Source organism: Microbulbifer sp. YPW1 (assembly GCF_013367775.1).
GTDB lineage: Bacteria > Pseudomonadota > Gammaproteobacteria > Pseudomonadales > Cellvibrionaceae > Microbulbifer.
The window spans coordinates 2,286,535-2,312,931 of sequence record NZ_CP055157.1 but is presented as its reverse complement, the minus strand read 5'-3'; the positions used below and the strand labels follow the sequence as shown (position 1 = coordinate 2,312,931).

21 protein-coding genes are annotated in these 26,397 nt (G+C 60.3%); 12 read left to right on the top strand and 9 right to left on the bottom strand.

The genetic code is table 11. The features are described 5' to 3' along the window. The first annotated feature begins 9 nt into the window (after nt 1–9). From HUW35_RS09510 to HUW35_RS09475, 8 genes are all read left to right on the top strand, one after another. The gene (locus HUW35_RS09510; RefSeq protein ID WP_181252134.1) at nt 10–1,227 is read left to right on the top strand and encodes an FAD-dependent oxidoreductase; all 1,218 of its coding nucleotides are present in this window, start codon (nt 10–12) and stop codon (nt 1,225–1,227) included. A gap of 184 nt (nt 1,228–1,411) precedes the next feature. Further along, the gene (locus HUW35_RS09505; RefSeq protein WP_181252133.1) at nt 1,412–2,722 is read left to right on the top strand and encodes an NAD(P)/FAD-dependent oxidoreductase; all 1,311 of its coding nucleotides are present in this window, start codon (nt 1,412–1,414) and stop codon (nt 2,720–2,722) included. A gap of 160 nt (nt 2,723–2,882) precedes the next feature. Continuing rightward, nucleotides 2,883–3,752, top strand: a complete 870-nt coding sequence (locus tag HUW35_RS09500) for an acetoacetate decarboxylase family protein (RefSeq protein ID WP_181252132.1) — start codon at nt 2,883–2,885, stop codon at nt 3,750–3,752. Between the two features lie 61 nt (nt 3,753–3,813). Further along, the gene (locus HUW35_RS09495) at nt 3,814–4,746 is read left to right on the top strand and encodes an SDR family NAD(P)-dependent oxidoreductase (protein WP_181252131.1); all 933 of its coding nucleotides are present in this window, start codon (nt 3,814–3,816) and stop codon (nt 4,744–4,746) included. Between the two features lie 44 nt (nt 4,747–4,790). Beyond that, nucleotides 4,791–5,972, top strand: coding sequence for an acetyl-CoA C-acyltransferase (locus HUW35_RS09490; protein ID WP_181252130.1), 1,182 nt, complete (start codon nt 4,791–4,793; stop codon nt 5,970–5,972). After that, entirely contained in the window at nt 5,972–7,039 is a 1,068-nt protein-coding gene (locus tag HUW35_RS09485) for a UDP-glucose--hexose-1-phosphate uridylyltransferase (RefSeq protein ID WP_181252129.1), read from the top strand. Before HUW35_RS09490 ends, HUW35_RS09485 begins: the two co-directional genes overlap by 1 nt. A 21-nt stretch (nt 7,040–7,060) precedes the next feature. Next, nucleotides 7,061–7,885 (top strand): sugar phosphate isomerase/epimerase, encoded by an 825-nt coding sequence (locus HUW35_RS09480; protein WP_181252128.1) that lies wholly within the window; start codon nt 7,061–7,063, stop codon nt 7,883–7,885. Between the two features lie 15 nt (nt 7,886–7,900). Next, nucleotides 7,901–8,887 carry a fatty acid desaturase gene (locus tag HUW35_RS09475; RefSeq protein ID WP_181252127.1) on the top strand — a complete coding sequence of 329 codons (987 nt, stop codon included), beginning with the start codon at nt 7,901–7,903 and terminating at the stop codon, nt 8,885–8,887. A gap of 85 nt (nt 8,888–8,972) precedes the next feature. On the opposite strand, the gene galK is transcribed toward HUW35_RS09475, so the two are convergent. From galK to HUW35_RS09450, 5 genes are read right to left on the bottom strand one after another with little or no spacing between them, the layout of a single operon-like run. Beyond that, complete coding sequence (galK, locus tag HUW35_RS09470) at nt 8,973–10,241, bottom strand: galactokinase (RefSeq protein ID WP_181252126.1); 1,269 nt, start codon at nt 10,239–10,241, stop codon at nt 8,973–8,975. A gap of 5 nt (nt 10,242–10,246) precedes the next feature. Beyond that, the gene (locus HUW35_RS09465; protein ID WP_181252125.1) at nt 10,247–11,116 is read right to left on the bottom strand and encodes a phytanoyl-CoA dioxygenase family protein; all 870 of its coding nucleotides are present in this window, start codon (nt 11,114–11,116) and stop codon (nt 10,247–10,249) included. 18 nt (nt 11,117–11,134) lie between these two features. Next, a complete protein-coding gene (locus tag HUW35_RS09460; RefSeq protein ID WP_181252124.1) occupies nt 11,135–12,868 on the bottom strand; it encodes a class I adenylate-forming enzyme family protein in 1,734 nt (577 codons plus the stop codon). A 41-nt stretch (nt 12,869–12,909) separates the two neighbouring features. Beyond that, on the bottom strand, nt 12,910–13,884 hold the full coding sequence (locus HUW35_RS09455) for a Coq4 family protein (RefSeq protein WP_181252123.1): 975 nt from the start codon (nt 13,882–13,884) through the stop codon (nt 12,910–12,912). Beyond that, on the bottom strand, nt 13,881–15,332 hold the full coding sequence (locus tag HUW35_RS09450; protein ID WP_181252122.1) for a GH1 family beta-glucosidase: 1,452 nt from the start codon (nt 15,330–15,332) through the stop codon (nt 13,881–13,883). The genes HUW35_RS09455 and HUW35_RS09450 overlap by 4 nt, the downstream gene beginning before the upstream one ends. A 219-nt stretch (nt 15,333–15,551) precedes the next feature. On the opposite strand from HUW35_RS09450, the gene HUW35_RS09445 reads away from it, so the two are divergent. Next, a complete protein-coding gene (locus HUW35_RS09445) occupies nt 15,552–16,376 on the top strand; it encodes an SDR family oxidoreductase (protein WP_181252121.1) in 825 nt (274 codons plus the stop codon). Nucleotides 16,377–16,406: 30 nt separating this feature from the next. On the opposite strand, the gene HUW35_RS09440 is transcribed toward HUW35_RS09445, so the two are convergent. After that, entirely contained in the window at nt 16,407–17,231 is an 825-nt protein-coding gene (locus tag HUW35_RS09440) for an SDR family oxidoreductase (RefSeq protein ID WP_181252120.1), read from the bottom strand. A 169-nt stretch (nt 17,232–17,400) separates the two neighbouring features. Between HUW35_RS09440 and HUW35_RS09435 the strand changes: the two genes are divergently transcribed. Further along, nucleotides 17,401–18,078 carry a TetR/AcrR family transcriptional regulator gene (locus HUW35_RS09435; RefSeq protein ID WP_181252119.1) on the top strand — a complete coding sequence of 226 codons (678 nt, stop codon included), beginning with the start codon at nt 17,401–17,403 and terminating at the stop codon, nt 18,076–18,078. 110 nt (nt 18,079–18,188) lie between these two features. Here HUW35_RS09435 and HUW35_RS09430 read toward each other — a convergent pair whose 3' ends face one another. After that, nucleotides 18,189–20,000: an acyl-CoA dehydrogenase gene (locus HUW35_RS09430; RefSeq protein ID WP_181252118.1), complete on the bottom strand. Its 1,812-nt coding sequence runs from the start codon at nt 19,998–20,000 to the stop codon at nt 18,189–18,191. A gap of 211 nt (nt 20,001–20,211) precedes the next feature. Here HUW35_RS09430 and HUW35_RS09425 point away from each other — a divergent pair, with 211 nt between their 5' ends. Together HUW35_RS09425 and HUW35_RS09420 are read left to right on the top strand one after the other, a co-directional pair. After that, on the top strand, nt 20,212–21,105 hold the full coding sequence (locus HUW35_RS09425; protein ID WP_181252117.1) for a helix-turn-helix domain-containing protein: 894 nt from the start codon (nt 20,212–20,214) through the stop codon (nt 21,103–21,105). Nucleotides 21,106–21,203: 98 nt separating this feature from the next. Beyond that, nucleotides 21,204–22,619 (top strand): MFS transporter, encoded by a 1,416-nt coding sequence (locus HUW35_RS09420; protein WP_181252116.1) that lies wholly within the window; start codon nt 21,204–21,206, stop codon nt 22,617–22,619. A gap of 43 nt (nt 22,620–22,662) precedes the next feature. Here the strand turns inward: HUW35_RS09420 and HUW35_RS09415 are convergent, their stop codons facing one another. Both HUW35_RS09415 and HUW35_RS09410 read right to left on the bottom strand, forming a co-directional pair. Further along, the gene (locus tag HUW35_RS09415) at nt 22,663–23,352 is read right to left on the bottom strand and encodes a TetR/AcrR family transcriptional regulator (RefSeq protein WP_181252115.1); all 690 of its coding nucleotides are present in this window, start codon (nt 23,350–23,352) and stop codon (nt 22,663–22,665) included. A 204-nt stretch (nt 23,353–23,556) separates the two neighbouring features. Further along, a complete protein-coding gene (locus tag HUW35_RS09410; RefSeq protein ID WP_181255354.1) occupies nt 23,557–26,232 on the bottom strand; it encodes a TonB-dependent receptor in 2,676 nt (891 codons plus the stop codon). Nucleotides 26,233–26,397: the final 165 nt, after the last annotated feature.

Sequence of the window (26,397 nt, the reverse complement as noted above, 5' to 3'; positions counted from 1 at the left end):
AGGCTGACCATGCAGAAACAGACCCACAGTCAGGATGTGGTATTGATCGGCGGCGGCCACGGCCACCTAGAGCTGCTGCGCCGATGGGCCAGACAACCCGTGCGCGGCGCGCGCCTGACCCTGGTGTCACCACAGGCACAGAGCGGCTACTCGCCTATGGTACCGGGCATGATTGCCGGTCATTACGCCCACGCTGACATCCATATCGACCTGCCCCGTTTGTGCCGCGCCGCCGGTGCGCGCTTTGTGCAGGCCTGCGCCCACCACATCGACCCGCAGGCAAAACGGGTTTCACTGCTTGGGCAACCGGACCTGTCGTTTGATTATTTGTCGCTGGCGGTCGGCGCTTCCCCCTGTTACCGGATTCCCGGCTCCGAGCTCGCGATCCCGATCAAGCCCATCGGCCAGTTCTACCGTTACTGGGAACAGCTCAGGGAACAGGTCTATCGCAAGCACCAGCCGCTGAAGCTCGGCATCATCGGCGGTGGCGCCGGTGGCTGCGAGTTGGCCATGGCGCTGTCCTCGGCGCTGGAAGAACCGGTGTACAGTGGGCGGGTGGAGATTCACCTGTTGCAGTCCGGCAAAAAAACGCCGGCAGACTATCCACTGCTGGCTCGCCGGCTGGCGGCGCGGGAAATGGCCCGCCTCAATGTGAAACACCACCCCCACTGGCGGGTGGCAGAAATCACCGCGCGCGGGGTGTATAGCGACGAGGGACAGTTTCTTGCCCTCGACAGGGCGCTGCTGTGCACCGAGTCCTCGGCACCACCTTGGCTTTCCCAGTCCGGGCTTGCGGTGGATGAGGCGGGTTTCGTGCAAGTGGATGACTACCTGCGGTCCTGCAGCCACCCGCATATTTTCGCTGTGGGCGATGTGGCGAGCGCCCCTGGGGACCGGCCAAAATCCGCCACGGAATCGCGCAACCAGGGGGCCACCCTGTTTGAAAATCTGTGCGCGACCTTACAGACGCAAAGGCTCCAACCCTACCGGCCGCGCCGCCAATGGCAGCGCCTGCTTTCCTGCGGCGGAACACACGCTATCGCAGCCTGGGGCGGTATTGCCGCCGTGGGTCCGGCCCTGTGGCGCCTGAAGGATTATCTCGACCGGCGTTACATCAACCAGTTCCATCAGTTGCCGGTGCCCACATCCAGGGTGACGGAGAGCGAATTCGCCACCGCCAGTGCCCCCGACCAACACGGTGAAAAAATCCCCTCGGCGGTGGACTGAATTGCGCAAACCGCTCGGGCCGCCGGCGACCCTTTCTTGTGTAACTATTCTTCGATTGCCAAACGCAGCGCGGATGGCAATACTGTCGCCATAAAATCCGGGGAGGCCCCGGACAAGAACAAACTCGTCTCACAGAGTACCGCGAAGAGCCAAATCTATTTAAAGCTCTACAGGAAACTCTGTTATGAAAAAAATCGTCATTATTGGCGGTGGTGCCGGCGGCCTGCAGCTCGCCACCAGTCTCGGGCGCCACTTCGCATTCCGCCGCTTCGGCCGCGCCAATAAATCCCCTGCCGCCCAAGTCACCCTGGTGGACAAAAACCGCACCCACATCTGGAAACCCCTGCTGCACCAGGTTGCCACCGGTGCACTGGACTCCAGTCTCGATGCGTTGAACTACCAGGTACACGCCCGCGCCAATGGCTTCCAGTTTGAACTGGGCAGCCTGCAGGGGCTTGACCGTGAAAACCAGACTGTCGAACTCGCGGAAGTCTGCAGTGAAGACGGCACGCCCCTGGTGCCCGCGCGCAAACTGGAATACGACTATCTGGTGTTTGCGCTCGGCAGCCAGAGTAACGATTTCAATACCCCCGGCGTGCGTGCCAACTGCCAGTTTCTCGACAGTGCGGAACAGGCGCAGAAATTCCACAACCGCCTGCTGGATCAGTTCCTGCAGCTGGAAAGTCGCGTGGCGGAGTCCGTACATATCGCCATCGTCGGCGGCGGCGCCACCGGTGTGGAACTGGCCGCGGAACTGGTGGACGCGGTACACGAGATGGGCCACTACGGTCGCATCAAGAACGGCGATCTTAAGGTCACGTTGATCGAGGCCGGTCCACATCTGCTACCGGCGCTGCCCCCGCGGCTCGGCAACAGTTCGCAGAAAGAGCTCAGCAAAATCGGTGTGCGCGTGCTCACCAGCACCCAGGTGGCCGAGGCCACCGCCACCGGATTTGTCACCAAAGACGGCGAGGAAATCCCCGCGGCGATCCGTGTGTGGGCGGCCGGGGTCAAGGCACCGGATTTTCTGAAATCAATGGATGGGCTCACCCTCAATCGCCAGAATCAGATTGAAGTGGAAGCCACCCTGCGCAGCAAGGACGACCCGGCGATTTTCGCCTTGGGTGACTGCGCCGGCTGCGAAGACAGCAATGGCCAGAAAGTGCCCCCACGCGCCCAGTCTGCCCAGCAGATGGCAAAGACCGCCAGCGATAACCTGATTCGCCTGGTGGAAGATCCGGACGCGGAGCTGCAGCCATTTACCTACAAGGATCGCGGCTCACTGGTTTCCCTGTCCAAGTTCGACGCGGTGGGCAACCTCATGGGTGGGCTGGTGAAAGGCAGCCTTACCATCGAGGGACGTCTCGCGGGCCTCGCCTATCGCTCGCTCTACCGCATGCACCTGGCGGCGCTGCACGGCTGGCCCAAGGCGATGCTGTTGTATGTGATCGGTCAGGCAAACCGGTTTGTGAAACCGCGCCTGAAAATGCACTGAGCCCGTCAGGGCATCCATCCTCGTAACCACCGCCCCGCCTGCCTGACGCCCGCGCCATGACATCCCGTGTCATGGCGCGGCTCTTCCCCGCTGCCGAAAATTCACCAACACCCTGTAAAAGGGTGTGACGAATTTCGCAAACACAAAAAGCGGGCGCAGCATGGAAACCGAAGAACTCCTCGAGAAAAAATCAGCCACCGAACTACAGAGACCCAGAACGGTGCCCAACTCGGGAAGCTACAACCATGCCGGTACCGTGTTCCAGATGCCCGCCCACTTCGGCGGCGTGGAAGGCGGCCTCGCGCCACTGGTGTATCGCGACACACTTACCGCTGCCACCATGTACGAGACCGACGGCGAACAACTGGCGCGCCTGTTGCCGAAAAATTTCACCTTGCTGCGCAACGAGATCATGGTGGCCTCGATGATGAATCGCGGCGTGGAGTGGATGGGCGGCGAGCCCTATAACATTCTCGCCGTCAATGTGCCGGTACGCTTCGAAGGCGAGCGGGACAATCTGGAGGGTTGGTACAACCTGGTCACCTGGGAAAACAATCCGATCCCCATCCTGCCCGGCCGTGAATCCGCAGGTATCCCCAAAATTCCCGGCCATATTGAGGATTTCCGTTTCGACGGCAACGAGATGCGCACCTGGGCACACCTCAGCGGCCACACCTTCTGCGAACTGCACTTCACCGATATCGCCGATGCGGATCCGCAAACCGAAGCCGCGGTAAAAGAAGAATTTACCGAAATGGACTGGATGGGCTGGCGGCACATCCCGAGCCTCGGCAACCAGGGCGGCGCCGACCTCTCCCACGCCACGCTGTTTCCGCAGGAATTCGAGTGCCGCTCGGTGCGCATCGCCCGTGCCGAGGTGCAGTGGTTTGCCCCCCAGCCCTGGAAGCTGCCCACCCAGGTACACATCATCAGCCAGCTGGCCGCCCTGCCGGTGAGAGGCGCCGGTAAGGCACTGCTGCTGGATGCGCGCAATGTATTACGCGGCGATCTCACCAAGGTTCTGTATTAATTCATCCTGCAAATCTAGCAACTGCACCGATCACTCACGGATTTCAAGGTAAGTCATCGTTATGAGCAAACTCTTTCAAGATAAAGTCGCCATCGTTACCGGTGCCGGCAATGGACTCGGAAAATCCCACGCACTGGCGCTGGCGCGCCTCGGCGCCAAGGTGGTAGTGAACGATCTGGGCGGCGACCGCGCGGGCCAGGGTGCCTCCGCCACCGCCGCGCAACAGGTCGTCGAGGAAATCCAGGCCGCCGGCGGTACCGCGCTGGTGGATGGTGGGGATATCACCCGTTTTGCCGACGCCGAAGCCATGGTGCAGAAGGCGCTGGATGCCTGGGGCCGTGTGGACATCCTGATCAATAACGCGGGCATCCTACGGGATAAGTCCTTCGCAAAAATGGATCTGGCGGATTTCCGCTCGGTGCTGGAAGTGCACCTTATGGGCACGGTGAATTGCTGTAAAGCGGTGTGGGAACCCATGCGCGCACAGAATTACGGCCGTATTTTGATGACCACCTCCGCCTCCGGCCTGTACGGTAATTTCGGCCAGTCGAACTACGGTGCCGCGAAAATGGCGGTGGTCGGTCTGATGAACACCCTGCGCCTCGAAGGGGCGAAAAACAATATCCACGTCAACGCCCTGGCGCCCACGGCGGCCACCCGTATGACCGAAGACCTGCTGCCGCCGGACTTCGCCAACCTGCTCTCTACCGAATCCGTAACCGCGGGCGCCCTGGCCATGTGTACCGAGGAAGCACCCAGCGGGGAAATTCTGTGTGCGGGCGGCGGCTGTTATTCGCGCACCACCATTTTTGAAACCGAGGGTGTGTTCGTCCGCCCGGAAAGCCAGAACGCAGAGCATGTGGCCGGGCAGTGGCAACAAATTGCCGACACCACAACCCAGCACAATCTCGACAACGCCGCAGGCCAGACCGAGCGCTTTATCCGCAAGGCGCTGACCGCGCTGCAACACGGCGCCGCCAAGGCCGAAGCCTGATTGCTAAGGCCTGCATTTACCAGAATTCAATTTGTGAGTACAACATGAAACAAGCATTGATCGTATCCGCCGCGCGTACACCGATTGGCAAAGCCTACCGCGGTGCCTTCAACAACCTGGAAGCACCTTCGCTGTCCTCGTTTGCGGTGCAGTCTGCCATTACCCGCGCAAATCTGGACCCGGCCGATATCGAAGACTGTGTGTGGGGCGCGGCCCTGCAACAGGGCACCCAGGGTGCCAACCTGGCCCGGCAAGTAGCCATGTCTGCGGGCCTGCCGGTGACGGTTGCGGGCATGTCGCTGGATCGCCAGTGCGCCTCCGGCCTGATGGCGGTGGCCACCGCTGCCAAACAGATCATCCACGACGATATGCCCATCGTGCTCGCCGGGGGCTGCGAGTCCATCTCCCTGGTGCAGACCGACAAACTGAACCTGGATCGCGTTGTCGACCCCCAGGCCATTGCCAACGTGCCCAACATCCACATGCCGATGCTGGATACCGCCGAAGTGGTGGCCAACCGCTACAGCATCGACCGCGAGGTGCAGGATGCCTACGCACTGAAATCCCAGCAGCGCACCGCCGACGCCCAGGCCGCCGGCCGCTTCGACCGCGAGCTGGTCAAGGTCAGCGCCACCAAGCTGGTACAGGACCGCAACACCGGCGAGATCAGCGAACAGAAAGTCACTCTCGAGAAAGATGAGTGCAACCGCCCGGAAACCGCCCTGGAAAATCTGCAGGGACTGAAACCGGTGCGCGACGGTGGTTGTATTACCGCCGGCAACGCCTCGCAACTTTCGGATGGCGCCGCAGCGATGATCCTGATGGAGGCTGCCGAAGCCGAGCGCCGCGGCCTCGAGCCCCTGGGCGCCTACGTGGGCATGGCGGTGGCCGGCTGCGAACCGGACGAAATGGGTATTGGCCCGGTGTACGCCATTCCCAAACTGCTGAAAAACCACGGCCTCACCATGGACGACATCGGCCTGTGGGAACTGAACGAAGCCTTCGCGGTACAGGTAATTTACTGCCGCGACAAACTGGGTATTCCCGACGAGCGCCTGAACGTCAACGGCGGTGCCATCTCCATTGGTCACCCCTACGGCATGAGCGGTGCGCGCATGGTGATGCACGCGCTGATCGAGGGTAAACGCCGCGGTGTGCGCTACGTTGTGGTCACCATGTGTGTCGGCGGCGGTATGGGTGCGGCCGGTTTGTTTGAAGTGCTGTGATGACCCCCTCCTATTACAACAGCGATCGCCACAGTGCGCCGCACCGGCGCTACAACCCGCTCACGGGGGAGTACATTCTGGTCTCCCCCCACCGCAACCAGCGTCCATGGCAGGGGCAGGTGGACGCACCACCGCCCGGGGAAACCCGGGCCTATGTGGAAGACTGCTACCTGTGCCCGGGCAACGGCCGCAGTGGTGGCGAGTACAACCCCGACTACCGGGGCACCTTTGTTTTTGACAACGACTTCCCTGCCCTGCTGGACACCGCCGATGCTCCTGCGGCCAGCAGTGAGCACCCACTGCTGGCACAGACACCGGTGCGCGGCCAGTGCCGCGTCATCTGCTATTCACCTCAGCACCATCTAAGCCTTGCGGAACTGCCCGTGCAAGACATCGCCGGCGTGGTGGATACCTGGGCAAACCAGTACCGGGAACTGGGGCAGCAGTTTCCCTGGGTGCAAATCTTCGAGAACAAGGGCGCGATGATGGGCTGCTCCAGCCCCCATCCCCACGGGCAGATCTGGGCGCTGGACACCCTGCCCACCGAGGCCGCCAAGGAAGATCGCCACCAGCGGGAATACCTGCAAAAACACGGGCACTCCCTACTGCTGGAGTACGCGCAGCTCGAGAGCGAAAAGGGCGCGCGCACCGTGGTGGAAAATCCCGGCTGGATCGCCGTGGTGCCCCACTGGGCCGCCTGGCCATTTGAAACCCTGGTGCTGCCAAAGTTTTCCCTGCAGCGGCTGGAGCAGACCACCGCGGAGCAGCGCCTGCAACTGGCGGACCTGCTCAAGCGCCTGCTGACCCGCTACGACAATTTATTCCAGACCCGCTTCCCCTACACCATGGGCTGGCACGGTGCGCCCTACGGGCCAGACGCGGGCGACGCCGGTCACTGGCAATTCCACGGGCATTTTTACCCGCCGTTGTTGCGCTCCCACAGTGTGCGCAAATTTATGGTGGGCTTCGAGATGCTCGCCGAGGGGCAGCGCGACCTCACCCCGGAGCTGGCCGCGCAGATGCTGCGGGACTGCAGCGAACAACATTTTTCCACCTCTTCCGAATAATCGACAGCTTGCGAGATCGTTATGCGCCTGGATTTTTTTTGCACTTACTGGGGCTCCCACCATATCCCGCTGCCACAATTTGTGGAGCAGGTACTGGAGGCCGGCTATCGCGGTATCGAAACCCCGATCCCCGACGCACGCAGCCGACAGGAGCAGATCGCGGCACTCATGTCCGCCACCGGTGTCGAACTGATCGCTCAGGTGGTGCTGTGCAAGGACCCGAACTTCGAGAATTACCGCGCACAGTATCTGGATGAAGTGACCGCCCTGGCGGAACTGAATCCACGCATGATCAACTGCCATACCGGGCGCGACTATTTTACCCGCGAGCAGAATATCGAGCTGATCGGCGCGGCCCAGGCCATTGCCGACGCCCACGGCGTGCCGATTGTGCACGAGACCCACCGCGGCCGTTTCAGCTTCAACCCCTGGACCATCGAGGAATACCTCGAAGCCCTGCCGGAGCTGCGCCTTACCGCCGATTTTTCCCACTGGTGTGTGGTGAGCGAATCCCTGCTGGAGCACCACCCGGAACTGATCGAGCGTATAGCTCCGCGCTGTGGCTACATTCATGCCCGCGTGGGCCATTCCAACGGGCCGCAGATCATCGATCCCCGCTCACCCCACTGGCAGGCCGAAGTCGAGGCGCATATCCGCTGGTGGCAAAAAATTCTCGACAGCCAGGTGGATTGCACCGAATTCGCCATCACTCCGGAATTCGGCCCGCCCACCTATATGCCGGTGCACCCGCAGACCAACGCGCCGCTGGTGAACCAGTGGGATATCAATTTGCACATGAAAGCACTGTTGCAAGACCGGCTGAGTGGCACCCTCAGCGGAAAATAAATACGGGAGACTGTGATGACCACAACAACCAACGAAGCGGGGCCCATCCGCTGGTACAAAACCCCGGTGGACAAGCAGGCATTTCGCGCGCTGCTGGAGAAAAAGGACGGGCCGGGACTGTTTATAGTGGGCGTGACCCTGGCCCTGCTGATCAACTTCGGCTATCTCGCTTACGCCACCCTCGGCACCTGGTGGAGTTACCTGTTCTTTTTTATCTACGGCAGCATTTATGTGCTATCGGGCATGGCGGCGATGCACGAAACCCACCATCGCACCGCCTTCAAAACCCCGTGGCTAAACGAAACCGTCAACTGGATTTCCGGCTTTATGCTGCACAAGGAGGCGCGCTACGATCGCTGGCGTCACCTGCAGCACCACGCCTACACCCTGTACGAAGAACAGGACCCGGAATTTTTCACCGCGCGCCCACCGGTGTCGCCCTGGTTGCTGCCACTGGCGATGGCGGTGTACTACCCGCGCGAGCTGATCATTCCGTTTGTTCACGCCACCGGCAAACGGCCCGCATATATCGACGAACGCATTAACGACAAACAGTGGCAGGACATCGTCTGGTCCTCCCGGCTGTTCGTGCTGGGTGTCGTCGCCCTGGTGAGCTGGTCGATTCTGGCCCAGTCCTGGCTGCCGCTGGTCTATACCATTTTCGCGCCCTACTACGGCGGCTTCCTCGCCACCCTGGTGCAGACCACGCAGCACACCGCGCTGGCGGTCAATAATCCTGACCACCGCACCAGCACCCGCACCACCTACATGAATCCGCTGCTGCAGTTCTTCTACTGGAATATGAATTACCACACCGAGCATCACATGTACGCGGCGGTGCCCTTCCACGCCTTGCCGAAGTTGCATTTACTGGTGAAACACGACTATCCGGAACCCTCCGACGGTTTTGTGAATACTCTAAAAGAGATTCTTCCTGCCGCACAACGTGTCCGCAAAGCACCGCAGGATTTTATCCGCGTGCAGCTTCCCGAACAGTCGTAAAACGCAGTCGAATTAATTACGCCCAACAAAAAAGCGCTGCCTTGGCAGCGCTTTTTTGTTGGGATCGGATGAGCCGATTCAACCGTTATGCCGTAGCAAAGGCCTTCTCTGCAGATTGCCGTGCAGCAACCAACCGACCGGCTCCTGGTGCTGCAGCCACTGCGTAGATCTCCGGAGCAATGCTACTACGTTGCTGATAGCGCCGCGCGCATTCACGCTCGAACGCCGCCACTTTGTCGCGTTCCACAAATGCCACCAGGCAGCCGCCAAATCCGGCACCCGCCTGGCGCACACCAATGACGCCGGGAGATTCCGACGCAGCCGCAAACATCGCTTCCATATTGGGCACGGTAATCTCGTACAAATCCCTGGCGCCCATAAACGAATCGCGGCACAACTGGCCAATTGCCGCCCGGTCATCATTTTCAAACGCCTGCGCAAGATCAAACACCCGCTGGTTTTCTTCGACCACAAACTGGCAGCGCCGCGCAACCACCGGGTCCAACTGGGCGCTGACCTCGGCGAAGTCCGCCACTGACAGGTCCCGCAGTGTCTCAATGTCCCGGCCCTGGGCCTGAATCTGGCGCACACCGGTCATACAGCTTTCCCGGCGTTCACCATACGCAGAATTGGACAGGCTGCGCGGCGTGCAGGTATTGCAGATCACTGGCAGAATGTCCGCCGGCAGCGCCGCATAGGAGTGTTTCAGGTCGCGGCAGTCGAGCAACAGCAGGGAGTCCGCCTCACCGAGTATCACGCTGTACTGATCCAGTACCCCGCAATTGACGCCGACGATTTTGTTTTCCGCGCGCTGGCAAAGTAGTGCCATGTCCACCGGGTCCAGCTGGAAACCGCCCAGTTGCGAAAACAATACCGTCACCGCCGCCTCCAGAGATGCCGAGGAACTGAGGCCGCTGCCAATGGGCAGGGTACCGTGCACCATCACATCACAACCGGTCAACGGATACCCGTCCTCTACCAGCAATTGCGCCACCGCCTGCACATAGATCTGCCAGCCGGAAAGTCGCTCCGCAAGCACATCGCGGCAATCAAACTGACCATCGCCTTCGATATTGAGGGAAGACAAGTGCACCTGGTGATCCTCGCGGCGCGCCGCCACCAGCCAGGTATCGCGATCAATGGGCACCGTGAGTACAAAGCCACCGTTGTAGTCGGTGTGGCTGCCCATGGCATCCACGCGCCCGGGGGCGCGCACCCAGCACTCGGGCTCGCGCCCGTAGCGATTGCGAAAGGCGTCGGCGACTTTTTCGACGCGCGCGCGATCAGCGGCGCCTTCGTTGGAACTGTGCGTTTTGCGACCCTCTTTCGGATCCACTTTACGATCGTTCGCCATAGCCTTCACCGCCCTGCCATCAGGCGACGGTCGCGGTGATACACCAGCGGGTTCAGCGTACTCGCTACCTTGTCACCGGGCACCAACCCCGGCATCCAGCGCTGCAGATCGCGGTGCTGATTGAAATTCTGCGGCTCGGAAACCCTGCAGCCGTCGGCCACCCAGATCACCGTCATCACCTCGCGCATGCGCTCACTGGAGTTGGGGCCTGCTGAGTGCAGGGTCCAACCCGCGTGAAAGGTCGCGTCCCCCGCACTCAAGGCGGTGTCGCAGCTGACGCGGTAGCCGCGATCTTCCACGTAATTGGAGAAGGCTGCTTCGGAATCATCGGAGATGGGCATATCCCCCAGGTAGCCATCGCGGTGGGAACCGGAGGCAAACTGCAGAATCCCCATGCTCGGGTCCAGGTCTACCATTGGCATCCACATGGTGATGGTGTTGTCGGTGTCCACCGGCCAGTAGTGCTGGTCCTGGTGCCAGGGGGTATGGCCGCCGCCGGGCTCTTTGTACAGCGCCTGATCGTGATAGATACGCACCCCATCAACCCCCATCAAGCGCGCGGCAATTTCACCGTAGCGCTGGGCGCAGATGTACTTACGCACTTCCAGATCCCGGGACCACAGGTTCATATGCTTGAGAAACGCTTTCTGGTAGGTATCCCGCTGCGCCATGGGCAGTGTGGTGTGCTCGGTGCGGGCAATGGCATCGGCAACCACCTGGCGCTGCTCGGCAACCTCACTGGCACTGGCCACACCCCGCAGGGTGATGTGGCCATCGCGGGCGAAACATTTCGCAGCGGATTCCGGCAGGTCGTAACTCTGGCTCTGCCAGGGATAGGATTCGGAAAGGGGTTTCTTCTGAACAGGAGTTTCCATACTACTTTTCCAAAAACATTAGGCGGAAATCGCCTGAGCGAAAATTTCGCGCAGAGCGGGCTTGTGAATTTTTCCGGAAGCGGTACGCGGCAATGGCTCGTCGCTAAACAGGATTTCCTGGGGAATCTTGAACTGCGCCAGGTGGCCCTTGAGGAAGTCGCGAATGGCATCGGCGTCCTGCTGGCCGTCATCGGTGTACACCACGGCACCTACGGCCTCGCCGAGGCGCTCATCGGCAATCCCCACCACGCCCACTTCCAGTACATCCGGGCACTGGTACAGGGCGGATTCCACCTCCAGGCAGCTGATGTTCTCGCCGCCGCGAATGATGATGTCCTTGATGCGATCGACGATGTACAGGAAGCCCAGCTCGTCGCGGTAGCCGACATCGCCGGTTTTAAACCAGCCGTTGTCGAAAGACTTGGCTGTGGCCTCGGTGTTTTTCCAGTAGCCGACAATATTTGCCGGGCCGCGGAAACAGATCTCTCCGGTTTCCCCTGCCGGCAACTCCGCACCGTTTTCGTCGGCAATTTTCAGTTCGGTCACATTCGGGGTCACCATGCCCACGGAACTGGGGCGCGCCTGATACATGGCGCCGGAGATGACGCAACCCAGCCCATTGGTTTCGGTAAGGCCGTAGGCACCGCCGGCATTGAGACCAAACTCATCGTGAATACGTAGTGCGTGGGCCGCCGGCCGCGCGGCGCCGCCGGCAAACACTTCTTCCAGGGAGCTGGTATCAAACTGTGCGAATTCCGGATGGTTGAGCAGGTCCTGAGACATGGTGGGCACACCATTGAAATAGGTAATGCGCTCGCGCTCGATCAACTCCAGCGCCACCTTTGGATCCCACTTGTGCATCAGTACCAGCTTGCGGCCGCTGGCAATGGACAACAGAAAAATGGCGTGGGATCCGGTCACATGGAAAAACGGCACCGTGACCAGCGCGGCAAGTTTTTTGTTGGGGTCGGTGAGGTCCTCGCCGAGACCGGCGGCATGGTTGGCCACACTCATCAACGCCCAGCTCATCAACGCGGAGACAATCCCGCGATGAGTGGAGAGCGCGCCCTTGGGGTTACCGGTGCTGCCCGAGGTATAAAAAATGGATGCCTCATCCTCGGGGTCTATGTCAGTCGACGGGAAACTGTCCGCGGGTTCCTGCAGCAGTGATGCGTAGTCCACACAGGTATGCGAGCCCGGTTCGCCGCCCCCGGGTTCAGCCACATGGATCAGGTGAATATTCTGCCCCTGATCCTGTCCTAGGATGCGCTGCGCGCGCTCGCCATCCACCACCGCAATATCGGCACCGGCATCCTTGAGGGCGTAAATCAGTTCTTCCCCGGTCCACCAGCTGTTCAGCGGCACCACCACCGCTCCCATGGCGGTAATCGCAAGAAACGCGATGCACCACTGGGGGTTATTGCGCATGGCGATCGCCACTTTGTCCCCTTTCTTCACACCGAGCTGCTGTTGCAGTCCCAGAGCAAACGCGCACGCCTGCTGATAAACCTCGCGAAACGACAAACGCTGCTCGCCAGAAACCAGAAACTCTTTATCGCCGTGGGCGAGCATCATCTGGTACAGCTGGGCGAGATTGGCCGGCGCCGATTTGTAGTAGCGCACCGAGTGGCTGTCGCGCCGGGTTTCGGCAATTTCGAATGGCTGTCCGCTCTGGGTCAGGTGCGCAACCGCTTGCTGGTATTTTTCAACCTGCTGCTGCAGGGACACCGGAGTTTTGTTGTTATTTTGCATAGCTTCCACTCATCAATGGCTGGTCGGGCTACAGTGCCGACCTAGTTGGATAATTCCGCTTGCAGACGCTCGCTGGAGGCGCCACTGGCCGCCAGCTCCCGCAAACGCTCCTGACATTCTTTACCCGCACGCATAAAGTCCCGCCAGTGCACACCGCGGTCGATCACCAGCTGACTGAGGGCGGAAATATCCGGTTTTGACTCGGCTTCCTTTTGTGATTTGTTTTTCGCTTTATTTTTTTTGGGAGCAAAACCGGTGGCAAATTTTCGCCCGAGAAAGGAACCGTTCAGCCAGCCCGCAGTGGAGAACCCCTCGGGTAAGGGTTCGATGCCGAGATACTCGCGTACTTCACTCAGCGGGCGCGGGAACAACTCTTCATAGGGGTAGGCCTGCGGTGGAAAATGCGCGCGCGCCTGGGCGCCGCGGCGATAGGCTTCCTTGAGCAGGCGCCGCCATTCCTTCCAGCCGACCTTGGGAATAATGATGCTGCTGAGAATGCCAAAAGGACCGGCAAATGCCAGCCAGCGCGGAACACCGCTCAACCCCTGGGCATAAAGGATATTCAGCATCTCGCCACTCAGGTCCGTGCCATAGCCGGAGAGAATATGCGAGGGGTCGTGCTCAAACAGACCGCGCTCCAGCAACCAGCGGGTGTCCTCGTCCATATCGATGGAATCGAAAAATCCATCCCGGTAGGCGAGGCCCGCGAGCAGATAGGCGGGGGCAATACCCGGTGCACTCATCATCTTGTAATAGGCGTGACCGAAAGAACCCTCGGGCATGTTTTCCAGGTTCTTCAGCTGGCAGGCCTCGCCAAAATCCGGTTTTTCCCGCAGTAGACGCGCACCCACCGGATGCCGACGCATTTCTTCAACGTCCTTGAGAATCTGCGGGCCGGTCAAATAAATGCGCGCACGCGGCACCTGCTTCGCACCGCCCTCACTGACCGGGTTCATCATCCAGCGAAACGCCGCGTACAAGCCGCGTAAGTAGTAGCGCCGATCGAGACGAATCATAAAGCCTCCTGCATTGCACTCTGTTTTCGGGATTCGACGGCAGACGGCAATCCGTTGCGGGCAATCACATCCCGGTACCAGAGCCCGCTGTCTTTTACCGTGCGCTCGCCAGTGTCGTAATCCACCCACACCAGTCCGAAGCGCGGCTCCAGGCCCTCTGCCCACTCGAAGTTATCCATCAGCGACCACTGCAGAAAACCCAGCACCTCTACGCCGTCGTCAATCGCGCGGTGCACCGCATCCAGATACAGAGAAAGAAATTCGATGCGACTGTCATCGGCGACCGACTTGACCCCGTCGATCTCCACCAAGGTGTCGTCCATGGCGCAGCCGTTTTCGGTAATCATGACCGGCAGGCCGTAGCGCTCATTGGCGTCGGTGAGCACCTGATACATACCCTGGGGAAACACTTCCCAGTCGAGCGCGGTGTAATTGGCGCCGGGCACCCGGTGGTCATCACTGGCGACGCCGGTGGGCGACTGGCCATCGGGTTTTACCCAGTAGCGGGTGTAGTGATTGATACCGAGAAAATCGCTGGGCGCGGACATGGCAGCGAGATCGCCGTCCTGAACCAGGCCCGATTGCGCCTCGAGGATGGGAACAAGGCTCGCCGGGTACTCGCCTTTCAGCATGGCGTCGGTGAACAGGCGATTGAAACTGGTATCCGATTGTTCCACCGCCTGGCGGCCCGCTTCGGAGCCGTCCGTGGAATCGAACAGGGCCTGGTGGATAACCGGGCCGATGCGGCAATTGGGCGCATTCTCGCGCACCCGCGCCACCGCCATGCCGTGGGACAGGTTCAGGTGGTGCGCCACACGGAAGTAGCCGTTCACGTCCTGCAGGCCCGGTGCGTGGCTTCCGTGCAAGTGCCCATTAAAGGCAAAGACATTGGGTTCGTTGTGGGTGAACCAGGTTTTCACCCGGTCGCCAAAAGTCCGCGCGGCGGTTTCGGCGTAGTCGGCGAAGTGGTCACAGATCTCGCGGTTCTGAAAACCGCCGCGGTCCTGCAGCGCCTGCGGCAGATCCCAGTGAAACAGGGTCACCATAGGCTCGATATCTGCCGCCAACAGCCCGTCGATCAGGCGCTGATAGAAGTCGATACCCTCCTGGTTCGCCGCACCGCGTCCGGCGGGGAAAATACGCGGCCAGGCCAGGCTGAACCGGTAAGCCTGCAGGCCCAGTTCCGCCATCATGGCGATATCCTGCTGCCATCGGTGGTAGTGGTCGCAGGCCACATCCGCATTGCTGCCATCCGCAATCCGCCCGGGTTTGGCACAAAACGTATCCCAGATGGATGGGCCGCGGCCGCCCTCGGCAGTGGCGCCCTCGATCTGGAAGGCGGCGGTGGCGCTGCCCCACAGAAACCCCTCGGGAAAACGCCGGCGGGTCACTGCGCCGTCTGCGCGGGCGGCAGCATCGAATCCGGTAGGTCTTTTATTGTTGTGCATCTCATTCTCTCCTGCGGGCATCATTCTTCAATGAGACCCAGTTGCAATCCTTTACCCGTTGCGCCGCAGCATCCCCGGCAGCTGACAATGACAACCAACATTTGCAGTTGAAAAGATTTATTTTCAATATATCTTATTCACTCTGTGTGGAACAGGACATCGCTGGTCGGCACGGAAAAATAAACGCCAATGTGCGCCAATTTCGGGAGAAGAATAACGATGCATTTTCTAGTGACAGGCGCCGCGCGCGGGATCGGCGCCGCCATCTGTGAGGCCGCACAGGCTGCGGGCCACCAGGTAACCGCGTGTGATATCGACAGCGACGCGCTGGAAGCCCGCTGGCAGGACGCGGAAAACGTCAGTATCGCCAGGCTCGATGTGACCGATGCGCAACAGTGGAGCGCGGTGGCCGAAGCGCGCTGGCAAAGCGCACCGGTGGATGTGCTGGTGAACGTGGCGGGCATTCTGCGCCCGGCGGAAACCGGCGAAATGCGCGCGAGCGACATCGACCTGCAATTCAAGGTCAACACCCTGGGCGTGATCTACGGCACCAACGCACTGGCGGAGAAAATGATCGGCCGTGGCAGCGGCCACATCATCAATGTGGGGTCCACCGCAGGCCTGTTTGCCACGCCCGGCAACGCGGTGTACGCGGCGAGTAAACACGCGGTGCGCGGATTCACCATTGCCGCCGCAGGGGATTTGCGCCCCCACGGCGTAAACGTAAGCCTGGTTGCGCCCACGGCGGTGCAGACCGAGATGCTCGACCAACAACGGGGCGACCACCGCGCCGCGCTTTCTTTCGAGGGCAAGCGCGCGCTGACACCCCAGGAAGTGGCGCAGATGATCATCGGCGAGGTGCTGGAGAAGAAACCGCTGGAAACCTACCTGCCAAGCTCCGATCACTGGACCGGCCGACTGTGCACGGCGTTCCCCGAGCTGTTCCTCAAGGTGGCGAAGAAAGCCCGGGAAAAGGGTGTGAAGAATTTCAATTCCGCCGCCTTTGGTGGCAGCGGTGGCAGTGGCGGTAGCGACGGTCAGTAGACCGTCGCAATCACTGCTTTCCGCAAACCATCAAGACAGCTGGTATTCCTTGCGCAGCAACCAGTCGCGCAGGGATACCGGCAGTTTTGCCAGGGTGCGCAACAAACGGTTATTGCCACCGCCGCTCACGATACGCGGCGCGCGCGACAACAGCAGCTTGGGTGCGACCTGCGCGGCAAAGTCTTCGGCGCTCATGGCGACTTTCTCGCCGCCCTCGAAACGCTTGCGAATACCCGCGTAGTATTTCTGGTAGCGGGAATCGGCACTGCCGAACATTTCCACCCCGGTGGCGGAGCGGGTTTCGATTTCCGTGCTCACCGCCGCCGGCTGCACCGTGGTCACCTCGATATTGAACGGCAACAACTCCATGCGCAGCACATCCGAGAACATGTGGATCGCCGCCTTGGTTGCACAGTAGGTTGCCGTGAACGGCGCCGGCAATTCGCCCACCACGCTGCCCACATTGACGATGCGGCCATAGCCCTGAGCGGCCATATGCGGGAACACTGCCTGGGTAATACCGATACAGGCGGTCAGGTTGGTGTCCACCAGACCTTTCAGCTGTTCAAAATCTGCTTCCACCGCCGGTGCGGTGCTGCTGACCCCCGCGTTATTGATCAGCATGTCGATGGAGCCCGCCTCGCTGACCACGGTGTTCAGTGCATCCTCCACACTGCGCCGGTCGAGCACATCGAGACGCAGCGGAATCAGATTTTCCGATGCGATGTCCTCGAGCACTTCCGGCCTGCGCGCCGTCGCGTAGACCCGACAGCCGCGGCGCGCCAGCTCCTGGGCCAGGGCGCGCCCGATACCGGTGGAACAACCTGTGATCAATACATTCTGGATTTTTTTCATGGCCTGCGACCTTCCTGTAGACTAGCAACCGGCTGACAGGGCCATCCCGACCTTTGCCCGCCCGATTTGCGGAAATGTACCGCAAATTCTGAATCGCAGCGCCCGCGCCGAACGCGGACCTGCGTCCCGAACTTCCGTGTTCGGGCGATGAATCCAATGGAATCCCGGTATGAACAAGACTTCACCACTCACCGACCTGCTGCCCGTGGGCGATCTTTCCCGCGGTGTCGGCCAGAAGCTCACCAAAGAGCAGCGCGACCTGCAGCGCATCGAGCGCATGACACTGGCGGCCTTCGAACTGTTTACCGAGCACGGCTACCAGAACACCACCATCGAAGCCCTGTGCACCCAGGCGAATGTGTCCACCCGGGATTTTTACAAACTGATCAAAACCCGCGAGTCCCTGCTGGCGCGGGTGTACGTGCGCGTGTTCGAGCACGTGGAAACCTGCATCGCCATCGCCCTGGAAAATGCCGAAGGGCTGAGCAGCAGCGCGCGCGTCGACACCGCGGTGGATGCCTGGGTACACGCCTATACCAACGACCACCGTTACGCGCGCCTCTCCTACATCGAGATCATCGGCGTGTCCGATGCGCTGGAAAAACTTCGCCACGAAGCCCACCAGCGCTTCTCGGCACTGATCCACAAGGAGCTTGCCAACCAGTCCCGGGATCCCAGCCAGATCATGAACGGCAAACTGCCGCTGGCGATTGTCGGCGCCTGTAACGAGCTGATTCTGAACTGGCTGAGCCAGTCACCGCGCCCCAACCCCGAGTCACTCGCTGACGAGGTCAAGGAGATGTACCGAATCATCCTCGCGGGCCTCGACGCCACCGGCCCAAAATAAAAAGGGCGGAGCCACTGGGGGGCTCCGCCAATCGCGACACCTCATTTCGACAAGGGTGTTCTTGCCCCGTACAGTGACGGGTTCAAAAAGGGTCTAACCATCAACAAGGCTTAAAACCACTCTGGCTGCATATCGTGGAAACTGGATTCCAGTGTGCGTGCAAGCCCGAACCAGTGGTAAATCTTCCCCAGCTCCTGGCGGAAGAAAAACACCATGGCCTGGCGCTTGCCGAGATAAAAATCCTTCTCCTGCTGGTGTAGCTTCTCATCCGCCAGCTGGCGGCAGGCAATCAGCCCCTGACGGATCCACAGCCAGGCGGCCACGATATGCCCCGCGCCACGCAGGTAGCTTACGGAATTGGCAAAGACCAATTCCGGCGATGCCTCACCAATACTTTCAAAAATTTCCCGGGTAGTAGACTCCCAGTTTTCCACTGCCTGGCGCAGCGCCTCGACAAATTCCGTCAATTCACTGAATTCACCGGCCTCAAACAACGTGGCCTCGATCTTCTGAATCAGCAGGCGGAAACCCTGCATCTGATTCATCGGCACCTTGCGCGCGAGCAGGTCCAGAGACTGGATACCGGTCGTGCCTTCGTGAATAGGATTGATACGGTTGTCCCGGTAAAACATTTCCACCGGGTGCTCATTGATATAACCGTGGCCACCAAGTACCTGAATGGCCATATCGTTGGCCGCGAGCCCCGCCTCCGACGACCAGGTCTTGATGATCGGGGTCAGGAAATCCAGCAGTATGCCGGCCTCTTCACGAGCACTTTCGCTGTCGCTGGTGTGGATATCATCAGACAGTCTTGCGCCTAACAGGCACAGCGCCATGGCGCCCTCGGACAGTGCTTTCTGCCCCAGCAGCATACGGCGCACATCCGGGTGGTGAATGATATTGACCGGCTTCGAGCTGGGATCGCGATTGGACAGCAGTCGCCCCTGGGGGCGCTCGTTGGCGTAGGCCAGGGAGTATTCGTAGCCGGCTAGTGCCAGTGCTGCCGCGCCGGTACCCACCATGATGCGGGCCTCATTCATCATCTGGAACATATATTCCAGGCCGCGGTTCTCCTCGCCCACCAGATAACCGACGGCGCCCCCCTGGTCACCAAAGTTGAGCGCAGTGGATGTCTGCCCGCGCCCACCCATCTTGTGGAACAGGCCGGAGAGATGCACCTCATTGCGCGCGCCCAGCTCGCCGGTTTTCGGGTCCACCAGGAATTTCGGCACGATAAACAGGGAGATACCGCGCGTACCCGCCGGGGCGCCTTTCACCCGCGCCAGCACCAGATGCACGATGTTTTCATTGAGATCGTGGTCGCCGCCGGAGATAAAAATTTTCTGCCCGCTGATACGGTAGGTGCCGTCTTCCGCTTTCTCCGCGCTGGTGCACAGATCCGCAAGCCCGGAGCCAGCGCCGGGCTCGGTCAGCGCCATGGTGCCGGCGAAACGCCCCTCGCGCATGGGCCGCACCCACTGCTCGATCTGCTCCGGGGTGCCGTAGCGCTGCAGCAGGTTGGCGTTGCCATTGGTGAGCGCGGTGTAACCGGACGCGGCACTGCCGGCCGCGGTCAGCCAGGTGTAGATCACGGTGTTGACCAGCTCCGGCAACTGCATGCCGCCCATCTCGAAATCCGCACAGGCACTGGCGAGCCCGGAATCAATAATCGCGGCGACCGCCTGTTTGACCTCATCCTGCACACTGACACTGTGACCGGTAAACACGGGATCGGTGGTATCCACCGTGTGGCGAATCGGCAGCAGGTGGCGCTCGGCCACGACGCGGGCGGTATCCAGTGCCGCCTCAATGGTTTCACGACTGTGTTCACGATAACGGTCCCGGTCGCACAGGGATTCCGTCTCAAACATTTCGTACAGCAAAAAGCTGAGCTCGCGCTCTTTCAAAATGGCAGCCGACATCACTCAAATTCCTTAGCTGGTGTGCAGATGGAGGGCAGTGTGCAGCGCCGCTGGCGGCAAAACCATGACATCCAGTGTCGGGAAGTACCCACCGCCTGACGCAAATTCCCACGCCGGAAATTTGGCGCAATTTAGTGCTCGCACAAGCAAATGAAAACCTGTTATTATTTTTGAAAAGATTTCTTTTCCAACGGAAAATTCAGGAATCACTATGCACCAGCTACAACATAATAATTGCAGTGCAGTACGCCCGATCACCCCGGCGCCCCAGCCCGTAGAGACAGGCCACCCGGCGTTTGGCCGCTTTTTGCGATTCTGGCGTGGCGTGTTCAATCTCAGCCAGGAGGACCTGGCGGAGCGGTTGGACTGTTCCCCGAGGCATGTGAGCCGCCTGGAAAATGGCAGCAGCCGCCCCAGCGAGACCATGGTGCGCCAGATCTGCAGCGCCCTGGTACTTGGGCGGCGGGATTCCAACCACCTGATGGTGGCTGCGGGATTTGCACCGGAAGAGGAATTCCTCGACTTTCACGCACCGGAATACCGCTGGTTGCGCAAGGCCATGGCCATGAACCTGCGCGCCCTGGAACCCTACCCCACCGCGCTGCTCGACAGCGCCGGCAACCTGGCGATGGTCAACCACAGCTGGGTGCGTTTTTTCCTCAACGCGGTGCCCCGCGCGCGCCTGGACCAGGTGGGCAACTACTACGAATTCCTGTTCCATCGCGACGGCGTCGGCGGCCACGTGAGCAACTGGGAGAACGCGCTGTCGGTGATTCTGATGACGATCACCCAGCACGCGCTGTTCACCAACAAGGAAGAGGATCTGGAGGTAATGCGGCGGCTGGAAAAGCACCCCTACCTGCCCGGAGACTGGAAACGCCGCGCGGCGGCCATGGAGCCCATGACCAGTTTCCGGCTGCAAATCACCATTGACGGAAAACTGGAACGCTTTTTCAGTGTTATGAGTACCGTTGGTGCGCTGGGACCATCGGAGTACAACTCCGAGCCCAATTATTCCATTCACACTCTGTACCCGGAAAACGATGACTTCGATCTCGAAGGCCTCGCCGAGCGCGAGGTGGATCATCCACTGCTCGCCTATTAGCGGTTAACATGGCCGTTGCAGTTGACATGGCCAATCGCGCGCACCGCGGCGCGGACCGGGAATAACAATAAATACCTGCACATCTACGGAAGCTGTTTATGTCGCCCATACCCACGGCCAGTGGCCGCTTCTGGCTCTATGCCCTGCCACAGTTCGCCATCGCCTATGTGACCCTGGCGATCGTCAACTTCGTGCCGGCGTTTTACGCCTCGGAGGTAGGCCTGCCCATGCTGACAGTGAGCGCCATGATGCTCGCCTCCCGCGGTCTCGATGTGGTGACAGACCCCTTGATTGGCAACCTCAGCGACCGCACGCGCTCCACCCACGGCCGCCGCAAGCCTTGGCTGGTGGCGGGGCTGCCGATACTGATCGCCGGTGCCTGGATACTGTTTCTGCCACCGGAAGGTGCCAGCGCCCTGTATTACTTCAGTGCCATCTCGGTGCTGTTCCTCGGCCTCACCATGATGCAACTGCCGTATATCGCCTGGGGCGCGGAGCTGTATCAGGATTACGACATCCGTACCCGGATCACCGGTATTCGCGAGCGCGTCGGCGCCCTGGGCAGTGCCGGCGCGCTGGTCACCGCGCTGGTACTGGGGGCCTTCGGCATCGTATCCCTGGGCAGCACATTAGAGGCAATGGCCTGGGTGCTTACCCTGGGTGCACCACTACTGGTAGCGATAGCACTGCACAAGGTGCCGGCGGAACCGGCCTCCGTCATTCAGTCCGACAACGGCGAGCAGCTCTCTTTCTGGCAGGGCATCCGCGTGGCGCTGGGTAACCCGGTATTTCGCCTGTTTGCCGGTGGTGTTTTTCTGATCTATCTCGGGCTTGCCCCCGCGGGCGCCACCGGTTGGTTCCTGTTTGATCACCTGTTGCAGCGCAGTGAGTGGTACGCCCCTTCGATTCTGCTGGACTTCACCTTCAGCTTCCTCGGCCTGCCCTTCTGGATCTGGCTGTCGGTGCGCACATCCAAACACCGCGCGCTGGCGCTAGCCTTGGCTTGGTCGGCGGGGGTAAGTCTGTTTATTCCGTTTATCGTCGAGCACGGCGTCTGGGCAACCATGGCGGCGAGTGCGGTGCGCAGTTTTGCCCTCGGCGGCATCCTGATGCTGCCATTTGCCATCGTCGCCGATGTGATCGATATGGACCGGCTGAAAACCGGCCAGCAGCGCACCGGGATCTATATGGCTTTTGGGGGTATCACCATCAAACTGGCGATCACGGTGGGCGTATCGCTGGCACTGGCGATTCCCGGCCTGTTTGGTTTCGATGCCACCAACCGCGAAAATTCCGCCGACGCGCTCTTTTCGGTCAAGGCGACTTACGCCTGGTTGGGTGCGCTGTTTTTTGCCCTGGCGGTACCGCTGTTCTGGCGCTTCCCACTGACCCGTCAGCAGGTACAGGCGATGCAGAACATGATTGCCGAACGGCAGGGCAGCGTTGAACAGGAGCGAGACACGGATCGGAATGCGGCAATAGATGACTTCTCCGGGGCAGCGGAGACCCGCTGACGGAGACTAGCTAGAGGCACGGGTCAGGGACGCAAAGCAGAAATCAGCGCTTACGCCCTTTCTCTGCGCCGTCGTCAGCAGCTGGATTAAGCGGGTTCCCGAGAAACAGGCCGATAATAGTGTCACAGTGGGCGTCGATCATCTTGTTACTCAGAATATCCATGCCGTAGACCGCGCGGATTTCTTCGCTGGCGAGAAACGGGTGGTGGATGGCACCGAGAAACGCGTATTCCACCAGTACCGGATTCAGATTGGGGAAAAAGCCGCGCTTTTGTAACTCCTCAATCCCATCCTGAAACTGCTTGTTGGACTCGCGGATCAGGTTCTGCACCGCCCACGCCAGGCGCGGGTTGGGCGCCGAGGCCTCGCGCATGGTCATCTTGATGTACTGTGGATGGCGCGCGGCGTGATGCACGTAGGCGCGAATCCAGTCCGCCGTCTTTTCCAGAGACAGGGTTTCGCCCTCGGTGAACGGCGGGGGTGGCAGATCCTCTGACAGCAAATCGTGGGCGCGCATCAGCGCCGCCTGCCACAGCCCTTCCTTGTCGTTGAAATAGAACTTGATCAACCCCTGACTGACACCGGCACGTTCGGCGATGCTGCGCCAGGTCGCCCCCTCGAAGCCGCGCTCGGCAAATTCCTCAATCGCTGCCTCCACCATACGCAATTCGCGGGCCTTGCCCTTGCTGGCGGCTTCGCGTGTGGGTTTGGTTGCGGTCGAGTTCTCTGCCACGGGATATCCAGCTCTCAGTCAAAACGATGGGAAAAAAAACCGCACGACCCTTACCGGGCCTGCGGTGGAAGGAAGATTCTACTGCAATCTTCTATTGCGAGGTAATCGAGAGGTAATGTAAGAGGTAAAAAAGGACTGTGCCGACCGCCAGGTCACCCGGGCGGCCGGCCAATGGCGCTTAGAACTTCTAGCTAGAACTTCTAGTTAGAAATTGTAGTTAAGCGCCAGCCCGAAAGTACGCGGCTCTACCGTGAACACGTTGGTAAACAGACCCGCAGAGGAGTCCGCTACGTACATGCCGACGATATGATCCTCGTCCGCCAGGTTGCGGGCGAAGGCGCGTACCTGCCAGGTGCCACTCTTGTCGGTCAGGGTGGCCTGCGCGTTCCAGATATCCCAGGCGTCGATCTTGTCGATATCGTCGTTATAGACGCGACCGTACATATCGTCCTGCCAGTAGTAGTCCAGACGGAACGCCAGGTCGGCGGCGTCCAGGTACCAGGTGTACTCGGCACCCAGGCTTGCGGTCAACTCGGGCGAGTTGGCCATGGCGTTGCCGTCCAGGTCCTGCTCGATGCCCGGAACAATGGTGTAGGGGTCAGGGAACCCGGCCGCTGCTGCAGAGGCACAGCTGAGCACCTGCCCAACGCCGGGATTCGGTGCGCCATTGTGCATCAGCACACAGTTGGACGCGGTTGAAAGATCCTTCAGTAGCGACACTCCTTCGGCGCCATTGGTGGGATCACGCGGGTCGATGGATGCGAAGTCCTTCACCTCGGTGTGCAGGTAGTTGACGTTGGCATTCAACAGCCAATTGTCGGTGGGCGCCCACAGCAGTTCGGTTTCCAAGCCGTAGATTTCCGCCGCGGTGTTTTCCGTAAAGGAGGTGCGGTCGATAATCTTGGATACCTGCAGATCTTCGTAGTCGTAGTAGAACAGGCTGAAGTTGGCCTGCAGGCTGCGGGACAGCAGCTTGTTTTTGCTACCCAGTTCGTAGGCGTTCACGTACTCCGGATCGTACAGGGTGTTGAAGTCCGGGTAAGCCACCGGGTCGAAAGGTGCATTGAAACCACCGCCCTTGTAACCACGACTGAAGGAGGCATAGAACAGGGACTCGTCGGTGGCTTTCAGGTCCGGTGCCCAGTCCAGTACGATACGGCCGGTGCCTTCGGTCCAGCTGTCTTCCGCCACGCGCCCCGGGCTGGCCGCACTCCAGTCCACATCAGTGCCGTAAGGCAAGAAAATTGGATTACCATCGGGGCCGTTGTTGAACAGGTTGGGGCGGTCGTCGATGGACTTCTCATCGTTGGTGATCCGTGCACCCACGGTCAAACGCAGCTCGTCGTTGATATCGTAATAGAGCTCACCGAAGGCGGCGGTGGAGGTGAGTGCGTACTCGTTGGTCTGCTGGCGGAAGCTGGGGCTGACCCAACCGAAACCATCAAAACCAAGCGTCGCAGGGAACACCACAGAGAAATAATCCAGACCGGTACCATGCACCCAGTAATCGTCGCTCACGGACGCATCCATATAGAAGGCACCGGCAAGGAAGTTCACCGGGCCATCAAAATTGGACGCCAGGTGGGCTTCGAAGGTGTGCTGGCGCACATCGTTGTTGGACTGGTCGTAGACGTCCATGGAGTTGTTGGCATAGGCGATGTTGCCACCAACAATACCGGTATTGTTTTCCGACGGTGCGGAAATCGGCAGGGTGCCATCGGCAAAATAGGTTTCATACGCAATAGGCGCGACCAACTGCAGGAGTGGCGACGGCATCCACTCGATGGTGCTGGCGTTCATATTGAAGTCCTGCATCGAGCGCATGGACGTTTCCTGGTAGCTGCCGGTCATTGCCAGAGAGTAGTCGCCGAAGTCGTGGTCGAAACGCAGGATGGCCAGGGTCTCGTCCACTTCAAATTCCGGATCAATATCCGCATTCACCTTGCGCAGGTCTGCCGGGTTTTCGGCAATGGAGCCAGCGCCCGCCACCGGAGCAAGTTGCTGCAGTAACAACGGCAGGGTACCGGTGATCTGCGCCAGCGGATTCACATTGTCAAAACCGAGCTTGTCCGGGGAGCAGCCCAGCAGACCGGTCGCATCGGCGCTACACAGCTGTTTGGGGCTACGAGTGCGGGTGCTGTCTTCTTCGAACTGGGACACCATCAGATTCAGGCTGGTGTCGTCGCCCGGGTTCCACTGCAGGGACAGACGCGCGGACCACTGATCGCGGCCGTCGATGTCGTTACCGGTGAACAGGTTCTCGGTGTAGCCGTCGCGCTCCAGCGCAATGCCGGCCAGTCGCACGGCAACAGTGTCAGACAGTGGTACGTTGACCGCACCTTTGACTTTCTTGTGGTCGTAGTTGCCGTACTGGCCTTCCAGGTTGGCTTCCACCCCGTCGGTGTTTGCGCGGCGGGTGATCATATTCACCGCACCGCCGGTGGAGTTACGGCCGAACAGGGTGCCCTGCGGGCCGCGCAAAATGGCCACCTGCTCGACATCGTAGTATTCGGTCTGATACATGCGCGGTGCCAGCAGCGGCACTTCGTTCACGTGAATACCGACACCGGCATCGGAGGCCGCAGAAGTCACGTCCTGGCCCACACCGCGAATCTTGAAGTTACTGCCGACAAAGTTGTCCTGGGTGAAGGAAACGTTGGGCGCGGAAAAGCGCATGTCCGCAACGGTGGCAATCTGCTTAGCTTCCAGTGCGCCGGCGTCAAAGGCGGTGGCTGCAATGGGCACATCCTGCAACCGCTCTTCTTTTTTCTGCGCCACTACGGTCACTTCTTCCAGCTCCGAGGCAAATGCCGGCGAGGCCGCCATCAGCACCGCGGTCGCCAGCAATGTGCGCTGAAAGTTCTGGTTGATCTGCTTCATCATCAAACTCCCTCTGGTCTTTATTATTGGGAGGGCGCATGCCTTGTATGGAGGTCATGCATCCCCGGAGTTCGGTAAACCTCACCGAATTTAACCATTAATCATGGTGTTTATTCAGCTCTTTACTGCGTTACATCGAGCTCGGTATTTTTCTGAATAAGAAAT